The organism is Ancalomicrobiaceae bacterium S20 (assembly GCA_040269895.1).
GTDB lineage: Bacteria > Pseudomonadota > Alphaproteobacteria > Rhizobiales > Ancalomicrobiaceae > Methyloraptor > Methyloraptor flagellatus.
Window position 1 is genome coordinate 4,497,274 of record CP158568.1, and the last position, 18,208, is coordinate 4,515,481.

An 18,208-nucleotide genomic window follows, 5' to 3' on the forward strand; every position below is an offset into this window, starting at 1 on the left:
GCGGCGGGATCCAAGTCCCCGCGCGGCCGTTTTCCTGGAATTCCCGTGCCTGAGAGGCTGCCATGGCTGAAGCGTTCAAGTTCGAGCTGGTTTCCCCCGAGCGTCTCGTGATCTCCGCCGAGGTCGCGCAGGTCGTGGTGCCCGGTTCCGCGGGCGAGTTCACCATGCTCAAGGGCCATGCGCCGTTCATGACGACGATCCGTCCGGGCGTCATCGCCGTGACCGGCGCCGACGGCAAGCAGAGCCGGATCTTCGTGCGCGGCGGCTTCGCCGACGCCTCGCCGGCCGGTCTGACGATCCTCGCCGAGAAGGCGATCCCGGTCGAGGAGATCAAGCCGGAGCACCTCGCGGCCGAGATCAAGAACGCCGAGGAAGACGTCGCTGATGCGACGACCGACGAGGCCAAGGCGGCCGCGTCCTTCAAGCTCGAGCAGCTGAAGCAGGTGTTCGCGGCCGTCGGCACCGGTCCGGGCGCGACCGCCCATTGATCCGACGCGCTGTTCTCGCGTTGAAAACCCGGCTTCTGCCGGGTTTTTTATTGTCTAGGGTCGAGGCGAGGCATCTCCCGCGGCGCCCCGGGGGGCGTGGTCCGCGCCGGCTCGGGCCGAAACGGATGCGGACGCGGTCGGGCGGCCGAACCGTCCGGTTGCGCCGACCTCACCCGCCGCAATTGACCTTGCCGGCGTTGACCCAGCCGGTCTTGCCGTTGAAACGGACGCGGATCCAGGTCCGGTTCCATTCGTCGTCGGTGTTCGGGAAGGCGACCGGCTTGCCGATCACCTTGCCGCCGAGGACCTTGACGGGCGTGTCCTCCGGCAGCTTGCCGACGGTCCTGGCGCCCGGGTCGGTCGACTCGACCAGCGTCGCGGCCTGGTTGGAGACGCAATCGAGGCCGGTGATTTCGCCGATATAGGTTCGGGCGGCGGCGCTGGCCGGGGCGATCGATGCGCATAGCGCAAGGCCGGCGAAGGCGGCGAGGATGGCTTGGCGCGTGGCTTGCGACATGGACGGGCTCCATTCCGTAGGGGAGCGGAATTGGGCAGCATCCATGTTTCGGAAACAAGTCGACGGGCTGGCGGTTTCGGGGGAGACCGCGATCGCCCGATCCGCCAATGGTCGCGGGGCGCGCGCCGGGGGCGGCTGCTCAGCGCGCGATCCAGCTCTGGTATCCGACCATGCGTAGCGCGCAGGCGGGGCAGCGGCCGCAGCCGGGGCCCCAGGCGTGCGGCGTGCGGTCGCCGAGATAGCAGGTGTGGGTATCGCGGCGGATGATCTCGATCAGGTCGTCGCCACCGAGCTCGGCGGCGAGCGCCCAGGTCGCCGCCTTGTCTATCCACATGAGCGGCGTATGGAGCACGAAGCGCGCCTCCATGCCGAGATTGAGCGCGACCTGCAGGGCCTTCACCGTATCGTCCCGGCAGTCCGGATAGCCGGAGTAGTCGGTCTCGCAGACGCCGGTCACGATATGCCTGAGGCCGCGCCGGTAGGCGATCGCCGCGGCGTAGGTCAGGAACAACAGGTTGCGGCCCGGCACGAAGGTGTTCGGCAGGCCGGTCGCCGACATCGCCAGGGCGACGTCGGCGGTCAGGCTGGTCTCGGAAATGCGGCCGAGCGTGCGCAGGTCGAGGACATGGTCGTCGCCGAGCCGGTCGGTCCAGTCCGGGCGTTCGCGCAGCCGGTCGCGCACGACCAGCCGCTGCTCCATCTCGACGGCGTGACGTTGGCCGTAGTCGAAGCCGATCGTCTCGACGCGACCGAAGCGCGTCAGCGCCCAGGCGAGGCAGGTGGTGGAATCCTGCCCGCCGGAAAACAGGACGAGCGCGCCGCGGTCGTCGAGCGTGATCGGCGACGACATCAGACCCAGGCGCCCTTGCGCATGACCGGCTCGACGGTGCCGTCGGCATGGACGCCGTCGACGTCGATCTGGTCGGAACCGATCATCCAGTCGATGTGGATCAGGCTCTGGTTGACGCCGCGGGCGAGCTGGGCGGCCGTGTCCATCTCGGAGGCGCCTTCGACGGTCTTGGCGTAGGCCTGGCCGAGCGCGATGTGGCTCGCGGCATTCTCGTCGTAGAGCGTGTTGAAGAACAGGAGCCCGCTCTGCGAGATCGGCGAGGCATGCGGCACGAGCGCGACCTCGCCGAGCCGGTACGAGCCTTCGTCGGTTTCGAGGATCCGCTTCAGCACGTCCTCGCCGGCCGAAGCATGCGCCTCGACGATGGCGCCCGCCTCGAAGCGGACCGAGATGTCGCGGATGAGCGTGCCCTGGTAGCTGAGCGGCTTGGTCGCCGAGACCGTGCCGTTCACGCGCTCGCGGTGCGGCGTGGTGAAGACCTCTTCGGTCGGGATGTTGGCGTTGTAGGTGATGCCGTTCTCGGCCTTGCCCGAGCCGCCGGCCCAGCGGTGGCCGTCGCAGAGCCCGACCTCGAGGTCGGTGCCGGGGCCCTTGAAGCGCAGCGCCGCGAAGCGCTTGTCGTTCATGATCTTGGCCCGGGCGTGCAGGTCGCCGTTGTGCTTGTGCCAGCCGGCGATCGGGTCGTCGCCGTCGATGCGGCTCGCCTTGAAGATCGCGTCCCAGAGTTTTGCGACCGCCTGATCGTCGGGGAGACCGGGGAACACCTGCCGCGCCCAGGCGGGGGTGGCGGCGGAAACGATCGTCCAGTTGATCGCCGAGCCGGCGATCAGCTCGAGCGCCGGGCGATAGGCGGTCGAGCGCGCGCGGTTGGCCCGCGAGACCTTGGCGGGATCCTGCGCCGACAGGAGCGAGGGGTCGTCGCCGACGATGGCGAGGCGGGCCGCGCCGGAACGGAACGCGCTCGCCATGCCGTCGTAGAGCCACTTGGTCGCGTGGTCGAAGCTGTCGTCGTGGCCGAAGCGGAAGCGGGCGAGCGTGGTCTCGTCGTCGGTGAACAGCGTGGTCACGACGGTCGCGCCGGCCTTGTAGGCGTGCTCGGTGATGCGGCGGACGAGGCCGATCGCCTCGAGCGGCGCGGTCATCAGCAGTTCCTGGCCCTTGATCGAACCGAGGCCGACGTGGACGGCCACCTCGGCGAGGCGGTCGAGACGGGATGCGAAATCGTTGGCGATGCTCATCGGCTTCCTTCCGGCGACGAGAGGGCGCCCGGCCGGACGCACAGGCCGGGGCTTCGGGAATGCCACTTTCGCGGATGGGACGCCAGTGGTCAAAGCCGAACGGGCATGCCGCCCGTCTTCGGGCCGATCGGACTTCGGCCGTGGGCAGAGCCGATGTGGATCAGCGCTTGACCAGCTCGACCCGGCGGTTCTTCGACCGACCGGTCTCGTCGTCGTTGGAGGCGATCGGCGCGGCCATGCCGGCGCCGAACGGGGTCAGGCGCTGCGCGGCAATGCCGTGGCGACCGGTCAGGTCGGCGACGACGGCGGCGGCGCGGCGCTTCGACAGGTCGACGTTGTAGTCGAAGCCGCCCTTGGCGTCGGTATGACCGGCGACGACCAGGGCGAGGGCGGGATCGGCCTTCAGCACCTTGGCGATCTCGTCGAGCGTCGGGCGCGACTCGGGCTTCAGTTCCGCCTTGTCGAAGTCGAACTGGATCCCATAGAGCCCGATATGGCCGGTCGCGGCGATCGACTGCGCCATCGCGCCGGCGTCGATGAACTGGATCTGGTCGCCCTGCATCGGCTTCAGGTCGGCGGCGGTCACGCGCACCAGCGGTCCGGTCTTCGAGGTGCCGACGAAGACGGCGGCGTAGACGTCGCCGGCGGGCCGGCTCGCCTTGGCGAGAAGGTAGCGCACGCCGTCGCCGTACCGATAGTTGACGTTGCCGTCGCCTGCGAAGGAGGCCATCCGGAAAGAGCTGCCGACACCCTTGAAGCAGGTCGCGTCGGCGCAGGCGAAGATCGGCTCGAAGCCTTTCGCCTTGAGCGAGGTTTCGTAGTTGCGCATGATCTCGAGCGCGGAGCGATCCTTCGGCGCGTCATAGCGGATACGGACGACCTTGCCCTCGACCTTGATGGCGTTGGCGTCGGTGAATTTCTCGCCATCGGCTTTCAGGTCGACGGGGCCGATCAGGAATTGCTGCTCGTCGAAGTCCGACGACGTGTAGCTGGTGATTTCGGCGCCGGCATAGCGGCCGACCAGCGGATGGTCCTTCGAGCCGGCGACATCCTTGGCGAAGGCCGACGCGGCGGAGACGGCGAGAACGAGCGCGGCGACGCGTGCGGCACGGCGACCGCCGGAAACGAACGACTTCATCTGCAATGCTCCAGGGTTCGACAAAACGTGCCGACACCATGATGCCATCAAGATGACGCGCGGCTGAACAGAAGCTTCACCACGTGAGGACGCCCCCTGCCGGCCGGCGTCTTGGTGCCGCCGTGCTCAGGGCGCCGCGAAGCCCCGGAACGCGTCGACGACCTTCTCATAGACCGGGCGCTTGAACGGGATGATCAGGTCGGGCAGGCGCTCCATGCGCTCCCAGCGCCATTCCGCGAATTCGACGTCGCCGGCCGGCGGGTTGGCGATGTCGATCTCGCGCTCGTCGCCCTCGAAGCGGAACGCGTACCATTTCTGCGTCTGGCCGCGCCACTTGTGCTTCCAGCGCTCGCCGACCACCGAGCGCGGGATGTCGTAGGCATACCAGTCGGGCGCTTCGGCGAGCAGGGTCGCGGAGCGGACGTTGGTCTCCTCCCAGAGCTCGCGCCGCGCCGCCTCCAGCGGATCCTCCCCCGGATCGATGCCGCCCTGCGGCATCTGCCATTCGTGGCCGGGCGCGACATGCTCGACCTGGCCTTCGTCGAAGCGGCGGCCGACCCAGACCAGACCTTGCGCGTTCAAGAGCATGACGCCGACGCAGGGGCGATAGGGCAGATCCTCGAAGGCGATCTCGGTCATCGTTGGCTCCGGTCTTGCGGGTTTCGGCTTCCGTCGGCGGCCTTGTCGAGGGCCTCCGCGGGTCGCGATCTCGTCTAGCCGATCCGCCGGCGCGGGTCACCTGAAAGCCTCGGCCATGCCAGATCGTGTGACAGAGAGCGTGGTTTCCGCGCATTACTGGCGAAAAAACGACTTGGTCGGTCGCCTGCCGTCGCGAGAGCGTCTTGAAACCATGGCGCCTCAGTCGCTATTCTGTGACGGTCGGAGCGATCCGATCGGCTTCGCGAGACCGGATCGTTCCGGTCGAGGCGGATGCCGCCCATGAAGGAGGTCACTCAGCTGACCATGGCAATCAGGTCGGAGGACGTGCGACCCGTCGCGGGTCTCGTCGATCCTTCGCGGTCCCCGGGCGAGATGCTCGATTCGGCGACCGTTTTGAAAGCCGTCCTCGCGAGCCTCGAAGACTCGAAGGCCGAGGACATCGTCTCCATCGACATCCAGGGCAAGTCGTCGCTCGGCGACGCCATGGTGGTGGCGTCCGGCCGGTCGCACCGCCACGTTGGCGCGATCGCGGACCGTCTCCTACAGGATCTGAAGGAGAAGGGCCTCCACGACATGCGCGTGGAAGGTCTGCCGCATTGCGACTGGGTGCTGGTCGACGCGGGCGACGTGCTGGTGCACGTGTTCCGCCCGGAAGTCCGCGGCTTCTACAACCTGGAAAAGATGTGGTCCGCCGAGCCGGCGGCGCCGCGTTCCCAGGCCTGAGACCGTCGCCGGACAAGGTCGTGCGACGGCGATAGGACGTTTTTCACTTGCGTATCCTCGTCGTCGCCATCGGCCGTATGAAAGCGGGACCGGAACGCGAGCTGGTCGACCGCTACGTCGAACGCGCGACCAAGTCCGGTCGCGTGATCGGGCTGGGGCCGGTCGAGGTTCGCGAGTTCTCCGAATCGCGCGCGCCCCGCGCCGACGACCGGCGCGACGAGGAAGCGCGTCTTCTGCTCTCGGCGGTGCCGGACAAGGCGACCCTCGTGCTGCTCGACGAGAACGGCCGCAATCCGTCGTCGGAGGAATTTGCCGCCGAGATCGGCCGCCGCCGGGATGCCGGCGTTCCGGCGCTCGTGTTCGCGATCGGCGGCGCGGACGGCCATGGCGCGGCGCTCAGGACGCGCGCGGATCTCACCATCGCCTTCGGCACCATGACCTGGCCGCACCAGCTCGTGAGACTGCTGCTCGCCGAGCAGGCCTATCGCGCGATCACGATCCTGTCCGGCCATCCCTATCATCGCTCGTGACCGCTTCGTGCGGGCTCTGGCCGGGATGCGTATGGTTGACGGAATCTTAACGCGTTCGGGCCGAGTTTCGGCCGGATGGACGGGCGCGATCGGCGAGGTTTCCGGCATGCGGCAGCGGCGAGCGGCGACGGCGAGGCGGGCGCGATGGGCGCGCCGGCTCGGCATCGCGCTGATCGCCGTGCAGGCGCTCGGGCCGGCGGCCCTGGCCCAGACCGGCGCCAAGCCGTCGGACCGCTTGCCGCTTCGCGACAGTGTCGCGCCCACGGATCCGACGCCGGGCGATCCCAAGTCCAACACTAGCCCGCCCCCGGCGGCATCCCCCGCGTCCGAGGCTCAAGCGCGCCGGCAGGCGGTCGAAACGGAGCTCGAGCGGATCACGCGCGACAGCGCGCTCGGCAAGGAGCGCGAGGCGCAGATCCGGCTCGAAATCGAGGCATTGGAGAAGGATCGCACGCGGCTCAACGAGCAGGTGCTCGCTGCGGCGGCGCGGCTGAAGGCGCTCGACAGCGATCTCGGCGCCCGCGAGACGCGCATCAAGGCGATCGCCGACGACGAGGCCAAGGTCAGGGCGTCGCTCGCCAAGCGGCGCGCCGTGCTGGCCGACGTGCTGGCGGCCCTGCAGCGCATCGGGCGCAAGCCGCCGCCGGCGGTGGTGGTGCGACCCGAAGACGCGCTCGCCTCGGTGCGCAGCGCGATCCTGATCGGCGCGGTGTTGCCGGAACTGCGCCACGAGGCCGAGGCGCTGGTCGCGGACCTCGAGAACTATACCAAGATCCGCGAGAAGGCGGTCGCCGAGCGCGACAAGTTTCGCGCCGATGCGACCTCGCTCGCCGAGGAGCGCGCGCGGCTGGAGACGCTGATGGAGGAGCGCCGGAAGGCGCGCGGCGAGCAGGAGCAGAAGCTCGCCGACGAGCGCCGCCGCGCCGAGGAACTGGCCGCCAAGGCCGGATCGCTCAAGGAGCTGATCGGCAAGCTCGAGACCGATATCGATTCGAGCCGCAAGGCTGCGGAAGCGGCCAGGAAGGCCGATGCCGACCGGCTGGCCAAGGGCGACGGAAAACCCGATCAAAAGACCGTGACAGCGTCGCTCGGCGACGCGGCCCGCCTTCAACCCGCCGTACCTTTCCCGGATGCAAAGGGTCTGCTGCCGTTGCCCGTCGGCGGGGCGATCCTGAAGAATTTCGGGGACGACGACGGAACCGGCGGCACGGTCAGAGGAATTTCCATCGCGGCGCGGCCCGAATCGCGCGTGACTTCACCTTGCGATGGCTGGATCGTGTTCGCTGGACCGTTCCGGTCCTACGGCAAAGTCTTGATTATCAACGGCGGCGGTGGATATCATATCGTTCTGGCTGGAATGGACCGGATCGACGTGGAAAACGGACAGTTCGTCCTCGCCGGCGAACCGGTGGGCGTGATGGGGCAGCGGCACGCCGCCGGAGCAGCAGTATCGACGTCCGGGTCACCGGACGGTGACAGGACGACCCAGCCGGGCGCCACCCAGCAGGGCTCCACTCAGCCGGTTCTCTACGTCGAGTTCAGGAAAGACAATACCTCGATCGACCCCGCTCCGTGGTGGGCTCGCTCGCGAGACGAAAAGGTTCGCGGATAATGCGCAAGCTGTCGATGTTGTTCGTGGGGGTCGCGATCGGTGCCGGTGCCGTGATCGGCGTCAGCCAAGGCAAGAGCCTGATCGCCGGCACCGCGAGCGCTGCCAATGCTGATATCTATCGCCAGCTCAACCTGTTCGGCGAAGTGTTCGACCGGATCCGGGCCGACTACGTCGAGCCGCCGGATGAGCAGAAGGTCATCGAGGCGGCGATCAACGGCATGCTGTCGTCGCTCGACCCGCATTCGAGCTACCTGCCGCCGAAGAGCTTCCGCGACATGCAGGTGCAGACGCGCGGCGAGTTCGGTGGTCTCGGCATCGAGGTGACGATGGAGGACAACGTCCTCAAGGTCGTGACCCCGATCGACGACACTCCGGCGGCCCGCGCCGGCGTGCGCGCCGGCGACATCATCCTGTCGCTCGACGGCGATCCGGTGCAGGGCCTGACCCTGAACCAGGCCGTCGACAAGATGCGCGGCCCGGTCAATTCGGCGATTACGCTCAGCCTCAAGCGCGAGGGCGTCAACGAACCGGTCGAGGTCAAGATCGTGCGCGACACGATCAAGATCAAGTCGGTGAAGGCCAAGAACGAGGGCGACATCGGTTATATCCGGATCACCCAGTTCACCGAGCAGACCTTCGACGGTCTCAAGGACGGCATCGACAAGATCAACAAGGACGTCGGCGGCGCGGACAAGGTCAAGGGCTATGTGCTCGACCTGCGTAACAACCCCGGCGGCCTGCTCGATCAGGCGATCGCGGTGTCCGACGCGTTCCTGGAGCGCGGCGAGATCGTCTCGACCCGCGGCCGCAACGCCGACGAGACGCAGCGCTACAACGCCCGCTCCGGCGATCTGACCAAGGGCAAGCCGCTGATCGTGCTGATCAACGGCGGTTCGGCCTCGGCCTCAGAGATCGTCTCCGGCGCGCTGCAGGATCATCGTCGCGCGACGGTGGTCGGTACGCGCTCGTTCGGCAAGGGCTCGGTGCAGACGATCATCCCGCTCGGCCAGAACGGCGCGATCCGCCTGACCACGGCGCGCTACTACACGCCGTCGGGCCGGTCGATCCAGGCCAAGGGCATCGAGCCGGACATCGAGGTGATGCAGGACAGCCCTGCCGACCTCAAGGGCAAGGACGACACGAAGGGCGAGGCCGGTCTGAAGGGCCACCTGAAGAACCCCGCCGACGCGGTCGAGGAGAAGTCCGGTTCGCAGGCCTACGTGCCGAAGGACGAAAAGGACGACAAGGCGCTCAACTACGCTTACGATCTCCTGAAGGGAATCAAGGTCAACAGCGCCTTCCCGCCCAATCCGAAGACGGCGATTCCGAACTGATCGTTCGGAGCCTCGCACGATAATCGGGACCGCCGGGCCGGGAACGGGTCGGCGGTCCTTTGATTCCGGGACTTTCGAGGCCGGGCGTCGGGATCGGCCGACCGCGCGAGGAGGGCGCGGGTCGCCGGGACCGGATGCCCGCCGATCGTCGATGCCGTTCGGAGCGGGGCGCGCGCTTCCGTGCGGCGCCGCGGTCGGCAGCGCGGGGGCCGGCGTCCGTGAGACGTCGGCGTCGGCTCGGCGGCGAAACTGGAACAGACCTGGGGCAGATCTGGAGCGCATGGCACGCGATCTCAACGAGCCGCTCGGCACGGCGAAGCGATTCAGCGGGTGGAAACGCGTTCCCTACGGCGTCATCGGCCTGTCGATCGTGGCACTGGTGGCGATGATCGGTGGCGTCTGGATCGCGCTGGTCAAGGATCCGCTCGGCGGCGAGCCGATGGCGGTCGTCCGGGTCGATCGCGGCCGGACCGGGATAGGGCCGAGCGACGTCGGCGTCAAGGACATGCCCGATCGCACGCGCAAGCCGGCCGCGGCCGCGCATGGCGGCGCCGAGACGGCGTCGGAGGCGACCGGTGGCGAGCATGCCGCAGCGCCGGCCGGCGCGGAGGCCAAGGCCGAGGCGGGCGCGCCGTCCGGGCAACTCGCGCTCGATCCGGAAGACGCGGCCCGGCGGGCGCCGGAGGTGGTCGAAGGCCAGCCGCTGACCACGACGCCGGTCGCCCGCGTCAGCGACAAGGGCCGCTACGGTATCCTGCCCAAGGTCGCGGCGGACGGCACGCGGCCGCTCGAAGTCTACGCGAGGCCGGCGCCGCGCCGGCCGTCGTCGCAGCCGAAGGTGGTCATGATCGTCGGCGGCCTGGGTCTCAGCCAGACCGCGACGCAGGAGGCGCTGCGCCAGCTGCCCGGCGGCATCACGCTCGGCTTTGCGCCCTACGGCGGCAGCCTCGATCGCTGGGTCGCGCGCGCGCGCCAGGACGGCCACGAACTGCTGCTGCAGATCCCGATGGAGCCGTTCGACTATCCCGACAACGATCCGGGCCCGCACACGCTGCTCGCCGGCGGGCCGGTCGAGCAGAACCCCGACAAGGTCCAGTGGCTCCTGTCGCGCGTGACCAACTACGTCGGCGTGATGAACTACATGGGCGGCAAGTACACGGCGACGGAAACGGCGCTGGAGCCGTTCCTGAAGGAGATCGGTACGCGCGGCCTCATGTACCTCGACGACGGCACGTCGAGCCGGTCGGTCGCCGTCCAGGTGTCGCGCAAGACGCGGACGCCGTTCGCGCGCGCCGATGTGGTCGTCGATCAGGTCGCGACCGACGCTGGTATCGACGCGCGCCTCGCCCAGCTCGAGCAGCTCGCGCGGACCAACGGCTCGGCGATCGGCGTCGCGAGCGCGTTGCCGATCACGGTCAAGAAGCTCGCGGAATGGGCGAAGTCGCTCGACAGCCGCGGCCTAGTGCTCGTGCCGGTGTCGTCGCTGGCGCGGTTCGCGGGGTGATCCGCCGCTGGCGGTAAGGCTTCAGAGCCTGTGGCCGTCGGCGCGCAGCGCCGAGGACGAGATCGGCACGCGCGGGGCATGCACGAAGACCCAGGCCGGCGCGGCGTGGTCGGCGAGCGAACGGGCATCGGCCTCCGCGAGGCGATAGCGGTCGAGCGCGCGGCCGGCCCGGCAGGACAGCGCGGCGAGCGTCGAGCCCGGGCGATCGACGATCGCGATCGGCATGGCGCTCGCGATGCGGCGCCAATGCTGCCAGCGGTGGAAGCTCGCCAGATTGTCGGCGCCCATGACCCAGACGAAGCGCACCTGCGGATGCGCGCGGACCAGACGGGCGACGGTCTGCCATGAATAGGTCGCGCCGAGCGAGGCTTCGAACGCGGTCACGACGACGCGGGGATTGTGCGTCAGTGTCCGCGCCGCGGCGATGCGGCGGCCGAGCGGGGCGAGCGCGCCGCGATCCTTGAGCGGGTTGCCGGGCGTCACCATCATCCAGACCCGATCGAGGCCGAGGCGGGCGAGCGCGGTCTCCGCGACATGCACGTGGCCGGCATGGGGCGGGTTGAACGAGCCGCCGAACAGCCCGATCCGCATGCCGGGCGTCGTCGGCGGGATGCGCAGGTCGGCCGCCCCGGCATCGCCGGAATAAAGCGCGGCTGCCGTCGCTCCCGTCGGGGGAGCGCCGGGCCTGTCGGAGGGCGGGGTGGCGGACATGGCCAAGTCGGAGCGGTCTCGGTCGGAGGGCGGCCGGTGTGGCGCAAGGAAAGAGCTCGAAACGCGCCTCAGGGGCGGGTCTGGCCGTCACCGTAGACGCAATATTTGAACGAAACGAGCTGGTCGACACCGACCGGCCCGCGCGCGTGCATCTTGCCGGTCGCGATGCCGATCTCGCCGCCGAAGCCGAATTCGCCGCCGTCGGCGAACTGGGTGGAGGCGTTCCAGGCGACGATGGCGCTGTCGACGCGGTTCATGAAGGCGGTCGCGGCCGCCTCGTCCTCGGTGACGATCGCTTCGGTGTGGTGCGAGCCGTAGGTCTCGATATGTGCGATGGCGGCATCGAGACCGTCGACCACGCGGACCGAGATGATCGCGTCGAGGTATTCGGTCGACCAGTCGGCCTCGGTCGCCGGCACGACGCCGGCGAGCGCGGCCGCGACGGCGCCGTCGCCGCGGATCTCGCAGCCGGCGGCGGCGAGATCTTGCAGGATCGGCCCGAGATGGGTCACGGCGACCGCGCGGTCGACCAGCAGGGTCTCGGCCGAGCCGCAGACGCCGGTGCGGCGCATCTTGGCGTTCAGCACGATCTGGCGCGCCATGTCGAGATCGGCGCCGGCATGGACATAGACGTGGCAGATGCCTTCCAGGTGCGAGAACACCGGCACGCGTGCCTCGGTCTGGACGCGCGCGACCAGGCTCTTGCCGCCGCGCGGCACGATCACGTCGATATTGCCGTCGAGCCCCGCCAGCATCTGGCCGACCGCCGCGCGGTCGCGGGTCGGCACCAGCTGGATCGCGTCGGGCGCGAGGCCGGCCTCGCCGAGGCCGGCGCGCATCGCCTCGACGATCGCGGCGGAGGAGCGGAAGCTGTCCGAGCCGCCGCGCAGGATCGCGGCGTTGCCGCTCTTCAGGCAGAGCGCGCCGGCATCGGCGGTCACGTTCGGACGGCTCTCGTAGATGATGCCGATCACGCCGAGCGGCGTCGCGACGCGGCGGATGCGCAGGCCGTTCGGCCGGGTCCATTCGGCGAGGATGCGGCCGACCGGATCTTCGAGGCTGGCGACCTCCTCGATGCCGGTCGCGACCGCGTCGAGGCGCGCCGGCGTCAGGGTCAGGCGGTCGACGAAGGAAGCGGCCATGCCCTCGCGCTTGGCATCGGCGACGTCTTCGGCATTGGCGGCCAGGATGGCCGCGGCGCGGGCGCGGATCGCCACAGCCATGGCCTTCAGCGCGGCGTCCTTCTGCGCGCGCGGGGCGACCGCGAGCACGCGCGCGGCCGCGCGGGCGCGCTGGCCGATCTCACGCATGACGGTCTCGACCGAACCGCTGCCGTTCAGGCCGCTGTCGTTCAGGCCGCTGCCGTCGATCACGCGGGCTGCATCCGCCATCACTCGCCCCTCAGAACCATGTCGTCGCGATGGATCATCTCCATCCGACCCGTATATCCCAAGATCGCCTCGATTTCATGGGTCTTGCGACCCAGGATCGCGCCGGCGTCGTCGGCATCGAAGGCAACGAGGCCGCGGCCGAGGAGTTCGCCCTCCGGGCCCTGGATCATCACCGTGTCGCCGCGGGCGAAGCGGCCTTCGACCCGCACGCAGCCGGCCGGCAGCAGGCTCTTGCCCTGCCTGAGCGCGCGCACCGCACCGGCATCGACCACGACGGCGCCGCGATCGTCGAGGCTGCCGGCGATCCATTTCTTGCGCGCCGTGACCGGGTTCTCCTCGGCGAGGAACCAGGTCGACGGCTCGCCCTTCGAGATGGCGGCGAGCGGGTTCATGCGCTTGCCGAGCGAGATCACCATCGAGGTGCCGGCGCCGGTGGCGATCTTGCCGGCCTCGATCTTGGTCTTCATGCCGCCACGCGACAGTTCCGAGCCGGCGCCGCCGGCGATCGCCTCGATCTCGGGGGTGATCTTCTCGACCACCGGGATCAGCGTCGCGTTCGGGTCGTCGTTCGGCGGGGCGGTGTAGAGCCCGTCGATGTCGGAGAGCAGCACGAGGCAATCGGCGCCGACCATGGTCGCGACGCGGGCGCCGAGGCGGTCGTTGTCGCCGTAGCGGATCTCGGAGGTCGCGACCGTGTCGTTCTCGTTGATGACCGGGATCGCGCGGCGCTCGAGCAGTGTGCCGAGCGTCGCGCGGGCGTTCAGATAGCGGCGGCGGTTCTCGGTGTCGTCGAGGGTGAGCAGCACCTGCGCGGCGATATAGCCATGGGCGCCGAGCACCTCCGAATAGGCGCGCGCGAGCGCGATCTGGCCGACGGCGGCGGCGGCCTGGCTCTCCTCGAGCTCGAGCGGGCCCTTGCGCAGGCCGAGCTTGCCGCGGCCCAGTGCGATCGCGCCGGAGGAGACCAGCAGCACCTCGCGGCCATCCTTCATCAGCGCGGCGACATCCGCCGCGAGGCTCGCCAGCCATGGCGCCTTGAGCTCGCCGGTCGCACGGTCGACCAGCAGGGCCGATCCGATCTTCACGACGATGCGGCGGTAGTCTTCGAGGCGGCGGATCATGGCAGAGGCAGTCTTCGGATGGGTCGGGGCTCTCGCGAGAGAGCGCATGGGCCGGGGACGCCACGCTTAGGCGCGATCGGGCCGCGGCGCAAGCGAGGCGGCATCGCAGCGGCCCGGCGTTGGACATGCTTCTCCATGTCGTTCCGGCGCCTTATTAAACGGCCACGTGTTGGTCGCCGATCCGGCCACGCTCGAACGGTCGTGGGGAGAGCTGCCTTGAACCGCCTGTGCGCCTTTATTTTGGCCCTCGCCGCAACGCTCTGCCTCGAAGGCGCATCGCCCGGCGCGGCCGGCGACCTGCCGGCAAAGCTCGCCGATCCCGGCCAATGGGCGATCCAGACCGGCGACTATGCGGCGACGCGATTCTCGAGGCTCGACCAGATCACCACGGCCAATGTGAAGGATCTCACACCGGTGTGGTCGTTCTCGACCGGCGCGCTCCGTGGCCATGAGGGCGGGCCGCTGGTCGTCGACGACGTCATGTATGTCCATGCGCCGTTCCCCAACATGATCTACGCGCTCGATCTCGACCACGACGGCCGCGTGCTCTGGAGCTACACCCCGCGGCAGGATCCGCAGACGATCGCGATCATGTGCTGCGACACGGTCTATCGCGGCCTCGCCTATGCCGACGGCCGGGTGTTCCTGCATCAGGCCGACACGACGGTGGTGGCGCTCGACGCCAAGACGGGCAAGGTGCTCTGGAGCGTCAAGAACGGCGACATCGCGCGCGGCGAGACCAATTCGGCGACGGTGCTGCCGATCCGGGACAAGATCATCGTCGGCATCGCCGGCGGCGAATATGGCGCGCGCTGCCACATCACGGCCTATGAGGCCGCGACCGGCAAGCGGCTCTGGCGCGCCTATTCGGTCGGGCCGGACGAGGATCTGCTCGTCGATCCCGACAAGACCACCGAGCTCGGCAAGCCGATCGGCAGGGATTCCAGCCTGAAGACCTGGTCGGGCGACCAGTGGAGACTCGGCGGCGGCTGCACCTGGGGCTGGTTCTCCTACGATCCGGAGCTCGACCTCTTCTACTACGGCGCCGGCAATCCCTCGACCTGGAACCCGATGCAGCGGCCGGGCGACAACAAATGGGCGATGACCATATTCGCCCGTTCGCCCGAGACCGGCACGGCGAAGTGGGTCTATCAGATGACCCCGCACGACGAATGGGACTATGACGGCGTCAACGAGATGGTGCTGTCGGAGCAGACGATCGACGGTCGGTCGCGCAAGGTGCTCAGCCACTTCGACCGCAACGGCTTCGGCTATACGCTCGACCGGGTGACCGGCGAACTGCTGGTCGCCGAGAAGTTCGAGCCGACCGTCAACTGGGCGACCAGGGTCGACATGGACAAGGCGAGCCCGACCTATGGCCGGCCGCTGGTCGACAAGCGCTACTCGACCGAGACCAAGGGCGAGGACGAGACCACGCAGGGCATCTGCCCGGGCGCGCCGGGCGCGAAGAACCAGGCGCCCTCGGCCTATTCGCCGCTGACCGGCCTCAACTACGTGCCGGTCAACCGGCTCTGCATGGACTACGAGCCGTTCCGCGTCACCTACACGCCGGGGCAACCTTACGTCGGCGCGACGCTGACGCTCTACGGGCCGAAGGAGGCCGACGGCCGGACCGGGCGTTTCATCGCCTGGGATCCGAAGACCGGCAAGATCGTCTGGGCGAAGGAAGAGCCGTTCTCGGTGTGGTCGGGCGCACTCGCGACCGCGGGTGGGCTCGTGTTCTACGGCACGCTGGAGGGCTATCTGAAAGCCGTCGATGCCAAGACCGGAGCGGAACTCTGGCGGTTCAAGACGCCGTCCGGCATTGTCGGCAATCCGATGACCTACACGCACAAGGGCCGGCAGTATGTCGCCGTGCTCTCCGGCGTCGGCGGCTGGGCCGGCATCGGCATCGCCGCCGGCCTCACCGACCCGCAAGACGGCTCCGGCGCGGTCGGCGCCTACCAGAGCCTCTCGAGCTACACCGCAATGGGCGGTGTGCTGACGGTGTTCGGGTTGCGGTGAGGGGGCGCCTTGCGGCCCTCGCGGCGGCGCTCAGGGCGCCGCCGCGTCTGCTTCTGCTGTGACCTTTTCCACCACCTGCCGGCCGAAGTCCGGGGCGGCGGTGTCCTGGCCGACGTCGATGATCGAGCGGCGGATTGCGCGGGTGCGGGCGAAGAGGTCGTAGAGCGCGTCGCCGTCGGCGTAGCGGATCGCGCGCTGGAGCACGAACAGATCCTCGATGAAGCGGCCGAGCATCTCGAGCACCGCGTCCTTGTTGTGCAGGAACACGTCGCGCCACATGGTCGGATCGGACGCCGCGATGCGGGTGAAGTCGCGGAAGCCGCCGGCGGAGAACTTGATGACCTCCGACTCGGTCACCTTCTCCAGGTCGGCGGCGGTGCCGACGATGTTGTAGGCGATCAGATGCGGGATGTGGCTTGTGATCGCCAGCACCATGTCGTGGTGCTCCGGCGTCATGGTCTCGACCTTCGAGCCCATCGCGGCCCAGAACCGGGCGAGCCGCTCGGTCGCGGCCTCTTCCGTGCCCGGCACCGGGGTCAGGATGCACCAGCGGCCGCGGAACAGCTCGGCGAAGCCGGCGTCCGGGCCGGAATGCTCGGTGCCCGCGACCGGATGCGCCGGCACGAAATGCACGCCTTCCGGAATGAACGGCGCCATCTGCTTGACGACGTCGCCCTTGACCGAACCGACGTCGGAGACGATCGCGCCCGGCTTCAGCGCCGGGGCGATCGCTTCGGCCACCGCGCCCGAAGCGCCGACCGGCACCGAAACGATCACGCAGTCGGCGCCGCGCACCGCCTCGGCCGGATCGGCGGAATAGAGATCGCCGAGGCCGAGCTCGCGAGCGCGGGCGAGCGTCTCGGGCCGGCGGGTCGAGATCGCGATCTCGCCGACCAGCCCGTAGGCGCGCGCGGCGCGGGCGATCGACGAGCCGATCAGGCCGATGCCGATGAGCGCCAGCTTGCCGAAGACGGGTTCCGTCACTTCAGGAACTCCGTCAGCGCGGCGATCACGTCCTCGTTCGCCTCGGCCGAGCCGATGGTGATGCGCAACGCATTGGGCAGGCCGTAGGCGTCCATGCGGCGCACGATGATGCCCTGCGACTGCAGGAACGCGTCGGCGTCCGGCGCGCGCCGTCCGTCGCGGTCGGGGAAATGGACCAGCACGAAGTTGCCGACCGACGGCGTCACGGTCAGGCCGATGGCGCTCAGCGCCTCGGTCACCTTCGGCAGCCAGGTCTCGTTGTGATCGCCGGCACGGGCGGCGAATTCGCGATCCTCGATCGCGGCCGCCCCGGCGGCGATCGCGGCGGCGTTCATGTTGAACGGCCCGCGATAGCGGTTCAGCGCATCGACGACGTGCTCGGGGCCGTACATCCAGCCGATCCGTAGGCCGGCGAGGCCGTAGATCTTGGAGAAGGTGCGCGCCATCACGACATTGTTCGACTGCGAGACGAGCTCGATGCCGCTCTCGTAGTCGTTGCGCCGGACGTATTCGGCATAGGCCGCGTCGAGCACGAGCAGCACGTGCGGCGGCAGGCCGGCGTGCAGGCGCTTGACCTCGTCGAACGGCAGATAGGAGCCGGTCGGGTTGTTCGGGTTGGCCAGGAACATGATCTTGGTCTTCGGCGTCACGGCGGCCAGCAGCGCGTCGACGTCGGCCGTGAAGTTCTTCTCGGGCACCTTGACCGGCGTGCCGCCGGCGCCGGTGATCGCGATCGGATAGACCAGGAAACCGTACTCGGAATAAACGCCCTCGTCGCCCGGTCCTACATAGATCGAGGTCAGGAGATGCAGGATCTCGTCGGAGCCGTTGCCGCAGACGATGCGGTCGGCGCCGAGGCCATGGGCGCGGGCGATCGCCTCGCGCAGCCGGGTCGCCGAACCGTCGGGATAGAACTCGAGCTTGGCGGCGAGGTCGCGATAGGCCTCGATCGCCTTCGGACTGGCACCGAGCGGCGTCTCGTTGGAGGAGAGCTTATGCAGCTTCGTGCCGCCCGTCGCTGTCGACTTGCCCGGAACATACGGGGCGATGTCGAGAATGCCGGACCTCGGGACGGGACGAACGACGCTGTTCATGGGGCTCTCCGCAGTGACACGCGGTCTGGTGGTCCATCAACCCCTCGGATGCCTGATCCATTCGCGGGAGTGATCGATCACACGTCTGATTGTGAGTGGTTCGGCTTCATGGGACGGGAGGGATCCACGCCCCGCGATCGAACCGCTCGGAAGGGCCTCTTCATAGGATCGGGGGCCGAGGAAATCAAAGAAAACATTGACACGGCGCCGAGGCGGCGAATAGCTGATCGCCCCGCGCGGCGACGCGTCCACGACAGGTGCTGTCGCGGATCCGATCCAGGCGACCGG

At 69.0% G+C, this 18,208-nt stretch carries 17 protein-coding genes; 7 read left to right on the plus strand and 10 right to left on the minus strand.

Going from position 1 to position 18,208, the window contains the following annotated elements; genetic code table 11:
* Positions 1–62: 62 nt before the first annotated feature.
* Positions 63–488 carry a F0F1 ATP synthase subunit epsilon gene (locus tag ABS361_20310; protein XBY44334.1) on the plus strand — a complete coding sequence of 142 codons (426 nt, stop codon included), beginning with the start codon at positions 63–65 and terminating at the stop codon, positions 486–488.
* 169 nt (positions 489–657) lie between these two features.
* On the opposite strand, the gene ABS361_20315 is transcribed toward ABS361_20310, so the two are convergent.
* The 5 genes from ABS361_20315 to ABS361_20335 form a co-directional block, all read right to left on the minus strand.
* Positions 658–1,005, minus strand: coding sequence for an SH3 domain-containing protein (locus ABS361_20315; GenBank protein ID XBY44335.1), 348 nt, complete (start codon positions 1,003–1,005; stop codon positions 658–660).
* A 139-nt stretch (positions 1,006–1,144) separates the two neighbouring features.
* The gene (gene queC / locus ABS361_20320) at positions 1,145–1,855 is read right to left on the minus strand and encodes a 7-cyano-7-deazaguanine synthase QueC (protein ID XBY44336.1); all 711 of its coding nucleotides are present in this window, start codon (positions 1,853–1,855) and stop codon (positions 1,145–1,147) included.
* Positions 1,855–3,093, minus strand: a complete 1,239-nt coding sequence (locus tag ABS361_20325) for an aminopeptidase (protein XBY44337.1) — start codon at positions 3,091–3,093, stop codon at positions 1,855–1,857. Before ABS361_20325 ends, queC begins: the two co-directional genes overlap by 1 nt.
* Before the next feature lie 160 nt (positions 3,094–3,253).
* On the minus strand, positions 3,254–4,231 hold the full coding sequence (locus tag ABS361_20330; protein XBY44338.1) for a DUF4892 domain-containing protein: 978 nt from the start codon (positions 4,229–4,231) through the stop codon (positions 3,254–3,256).
* A gap of 126 nt (positions 4,232–4,357) precedes the next feature.
* The gene (locus ABS361_20335; GenBank protein ID XBY44339.1) at positions 4,358–4,870 is read right to left on the minus strand and encodes an RNA pyrophosphohydrolase; all 513 of its coding nucleotides are present in this window, start codon (positions 4,868–4,870) and stop codon (positions 4,358–4,360) included.
* Positions 4,871–5,263: 393 nt separating this feature from the next.
* Between ABS361_20335 and rsfS the strand changes: the two genes are divergently transcribed.
* The 5 genes from rsfS (at position 5,264) to ABS361_20360 (ending at position 10,594) form a co-directional block, all read left to right on the plus strand.
* Positions 5,264–5,614, plus strand: a complete 351-nt coding sequence (gene rsfS / locus ABS361_20340) for a ribosome silencing factor (protein ID XBY46969.1) — start codon at positions 5,264–5,266, stop codon at positions 5,612–5,614.
* Between the two features lie 47 nt (positions 5,615–5,661).
* Positions 5,662–6,144, plus strand: coding sequence for a 23S rRNA (pseudouridine(1915)-N(3))-methyltransferase RlmH (gene rlmH / locus ABS361_20345; protein ID XBY44340.1), 483 nt, complete (start codon positions 5,662–5,664; stop codon positions 6,142–6,144).
* Between the two features lie 25 nt (positions 6,145–6,169).
* Positions 6,170–7,756, plus strand: a complete 1,587-nt coding sequence (locus ABS361_20350; protein ID XBY44341.1) for a peptidoglycan DD-metalloendopeptidase family protein — start codon at positions 6,170–6,172, stop codon at positions 7,754–7,756.
* 14 nt (positions 7,757–7,770) lie between these two features.
* Complete coding sequence (locus ABS361_20355; GenBank protein XBY44342.1) at positions 7,771–9,090, plus strand: S41 family peptidase; 1,320 nt, start codon at positions 7,771–7,773, stop codon at positions 9,088–9,090.
* A 280-nt stretch (positions 9,091–9,370) separates the two neighbouring features.
* Positions 9,371–10,594, plus strand: a complete 1,224-nt coding sequence (locus ABS361_20360; GenBank protein ID XBY44343.1) for a divergent polysaccharide deacetylase family protein — start codon at positions 9,371–9,373, stop codon at positions 10,592–10,594.
* 21 nt (positions 10,595–10,615) lie between these two features.
* Here ABS361_20360 and ABS361_20365 read toward each other — a convergent pair whose 3' ends face one another.
* From ABS361_20365 to proB, 3 genes are all read right to left on the minus strand, one after another.
* Entirely contained in the window at positions 10,616–11,305 is a 690-nt protein-coding gene (locus ABS361_20365; GenBank protein ID XBY44344.1) for a nicotinate-nucleotide adenylyltransferase, read from the minus strand.
* A 68-nt stretch (positions 11,306–11,373) separates the two neighbouring features.
* Entirely contained in the window at positions 11,374–12,696 is a 1,323-nt protein-coding gene (locus ABS361_20370) for a glutamate-5-semialdehyde dehydrogenase (protein XBY44345.1), read from the minus strand.
* Positions 12,696–13,817: a glutamate 5-kinase gene (gene proB / locus ABS361_20375; GenBank protein XBY44346.1), complete on the minus strand. Its 1,122-nt coding sequence runs from the start codon at positions 13,815–13,817 to the stop codon at positions 12,696–12,698. The genes ABS361_20370 and proB overlap by 1 nt, the downstream gene beginning before the upstream one ends.
* A 297-nt stretch (positions 13,818–14,114) precedes the next feature.
* On the opposite strand from proB, the gene ABS361_20380 reads away from it, so the two are divergent.
* On the plus strand, positions 14,115–15,842 hold the full coding sequence (locus ABS361_20380; protein ID XBY46970.1) for a methanol/ethanol family PQQ-dependent dehydrogenase: 1,728 nt from the start codon (positions 14,115–14,117) through the stop codon (positions 15,840–15,842).
* A 30-nt stretch (positions 15,843–15,872) separates the two neighbouring features.
* Here ABS361_20380 and ABS361_20385 read toward each other — a convergent pair whose 3' ends face one another.
* Positions 15,873–16,826: a prephenate/arogenate dehydrogenase family protein gene (locus tag ABS361_20385; GenBank protein XBY44347.1), complete on the minus strand. Its 954-nt coding sequence runs from the start codon at positions 16,824–16,826 to the stop codon at positions 15,873–15,875.
* Positions 16,823–17,920 (minus strand): histidinol-phosphate transaminase, encoded by a 1,098-nt coding sequence (gene hisC / locus ABS361_20390; protein ID XBY44348.1) that lies wholly within the window; start codon positions 17,918–17,920, stop codon positions 16,823–16,825. Before hisC ends, ABS361_20385 begins: the two co-directional genes overlap by 4 nt.
* Positions 17,921–18,208: the final 288 nt, after the last annotated feature.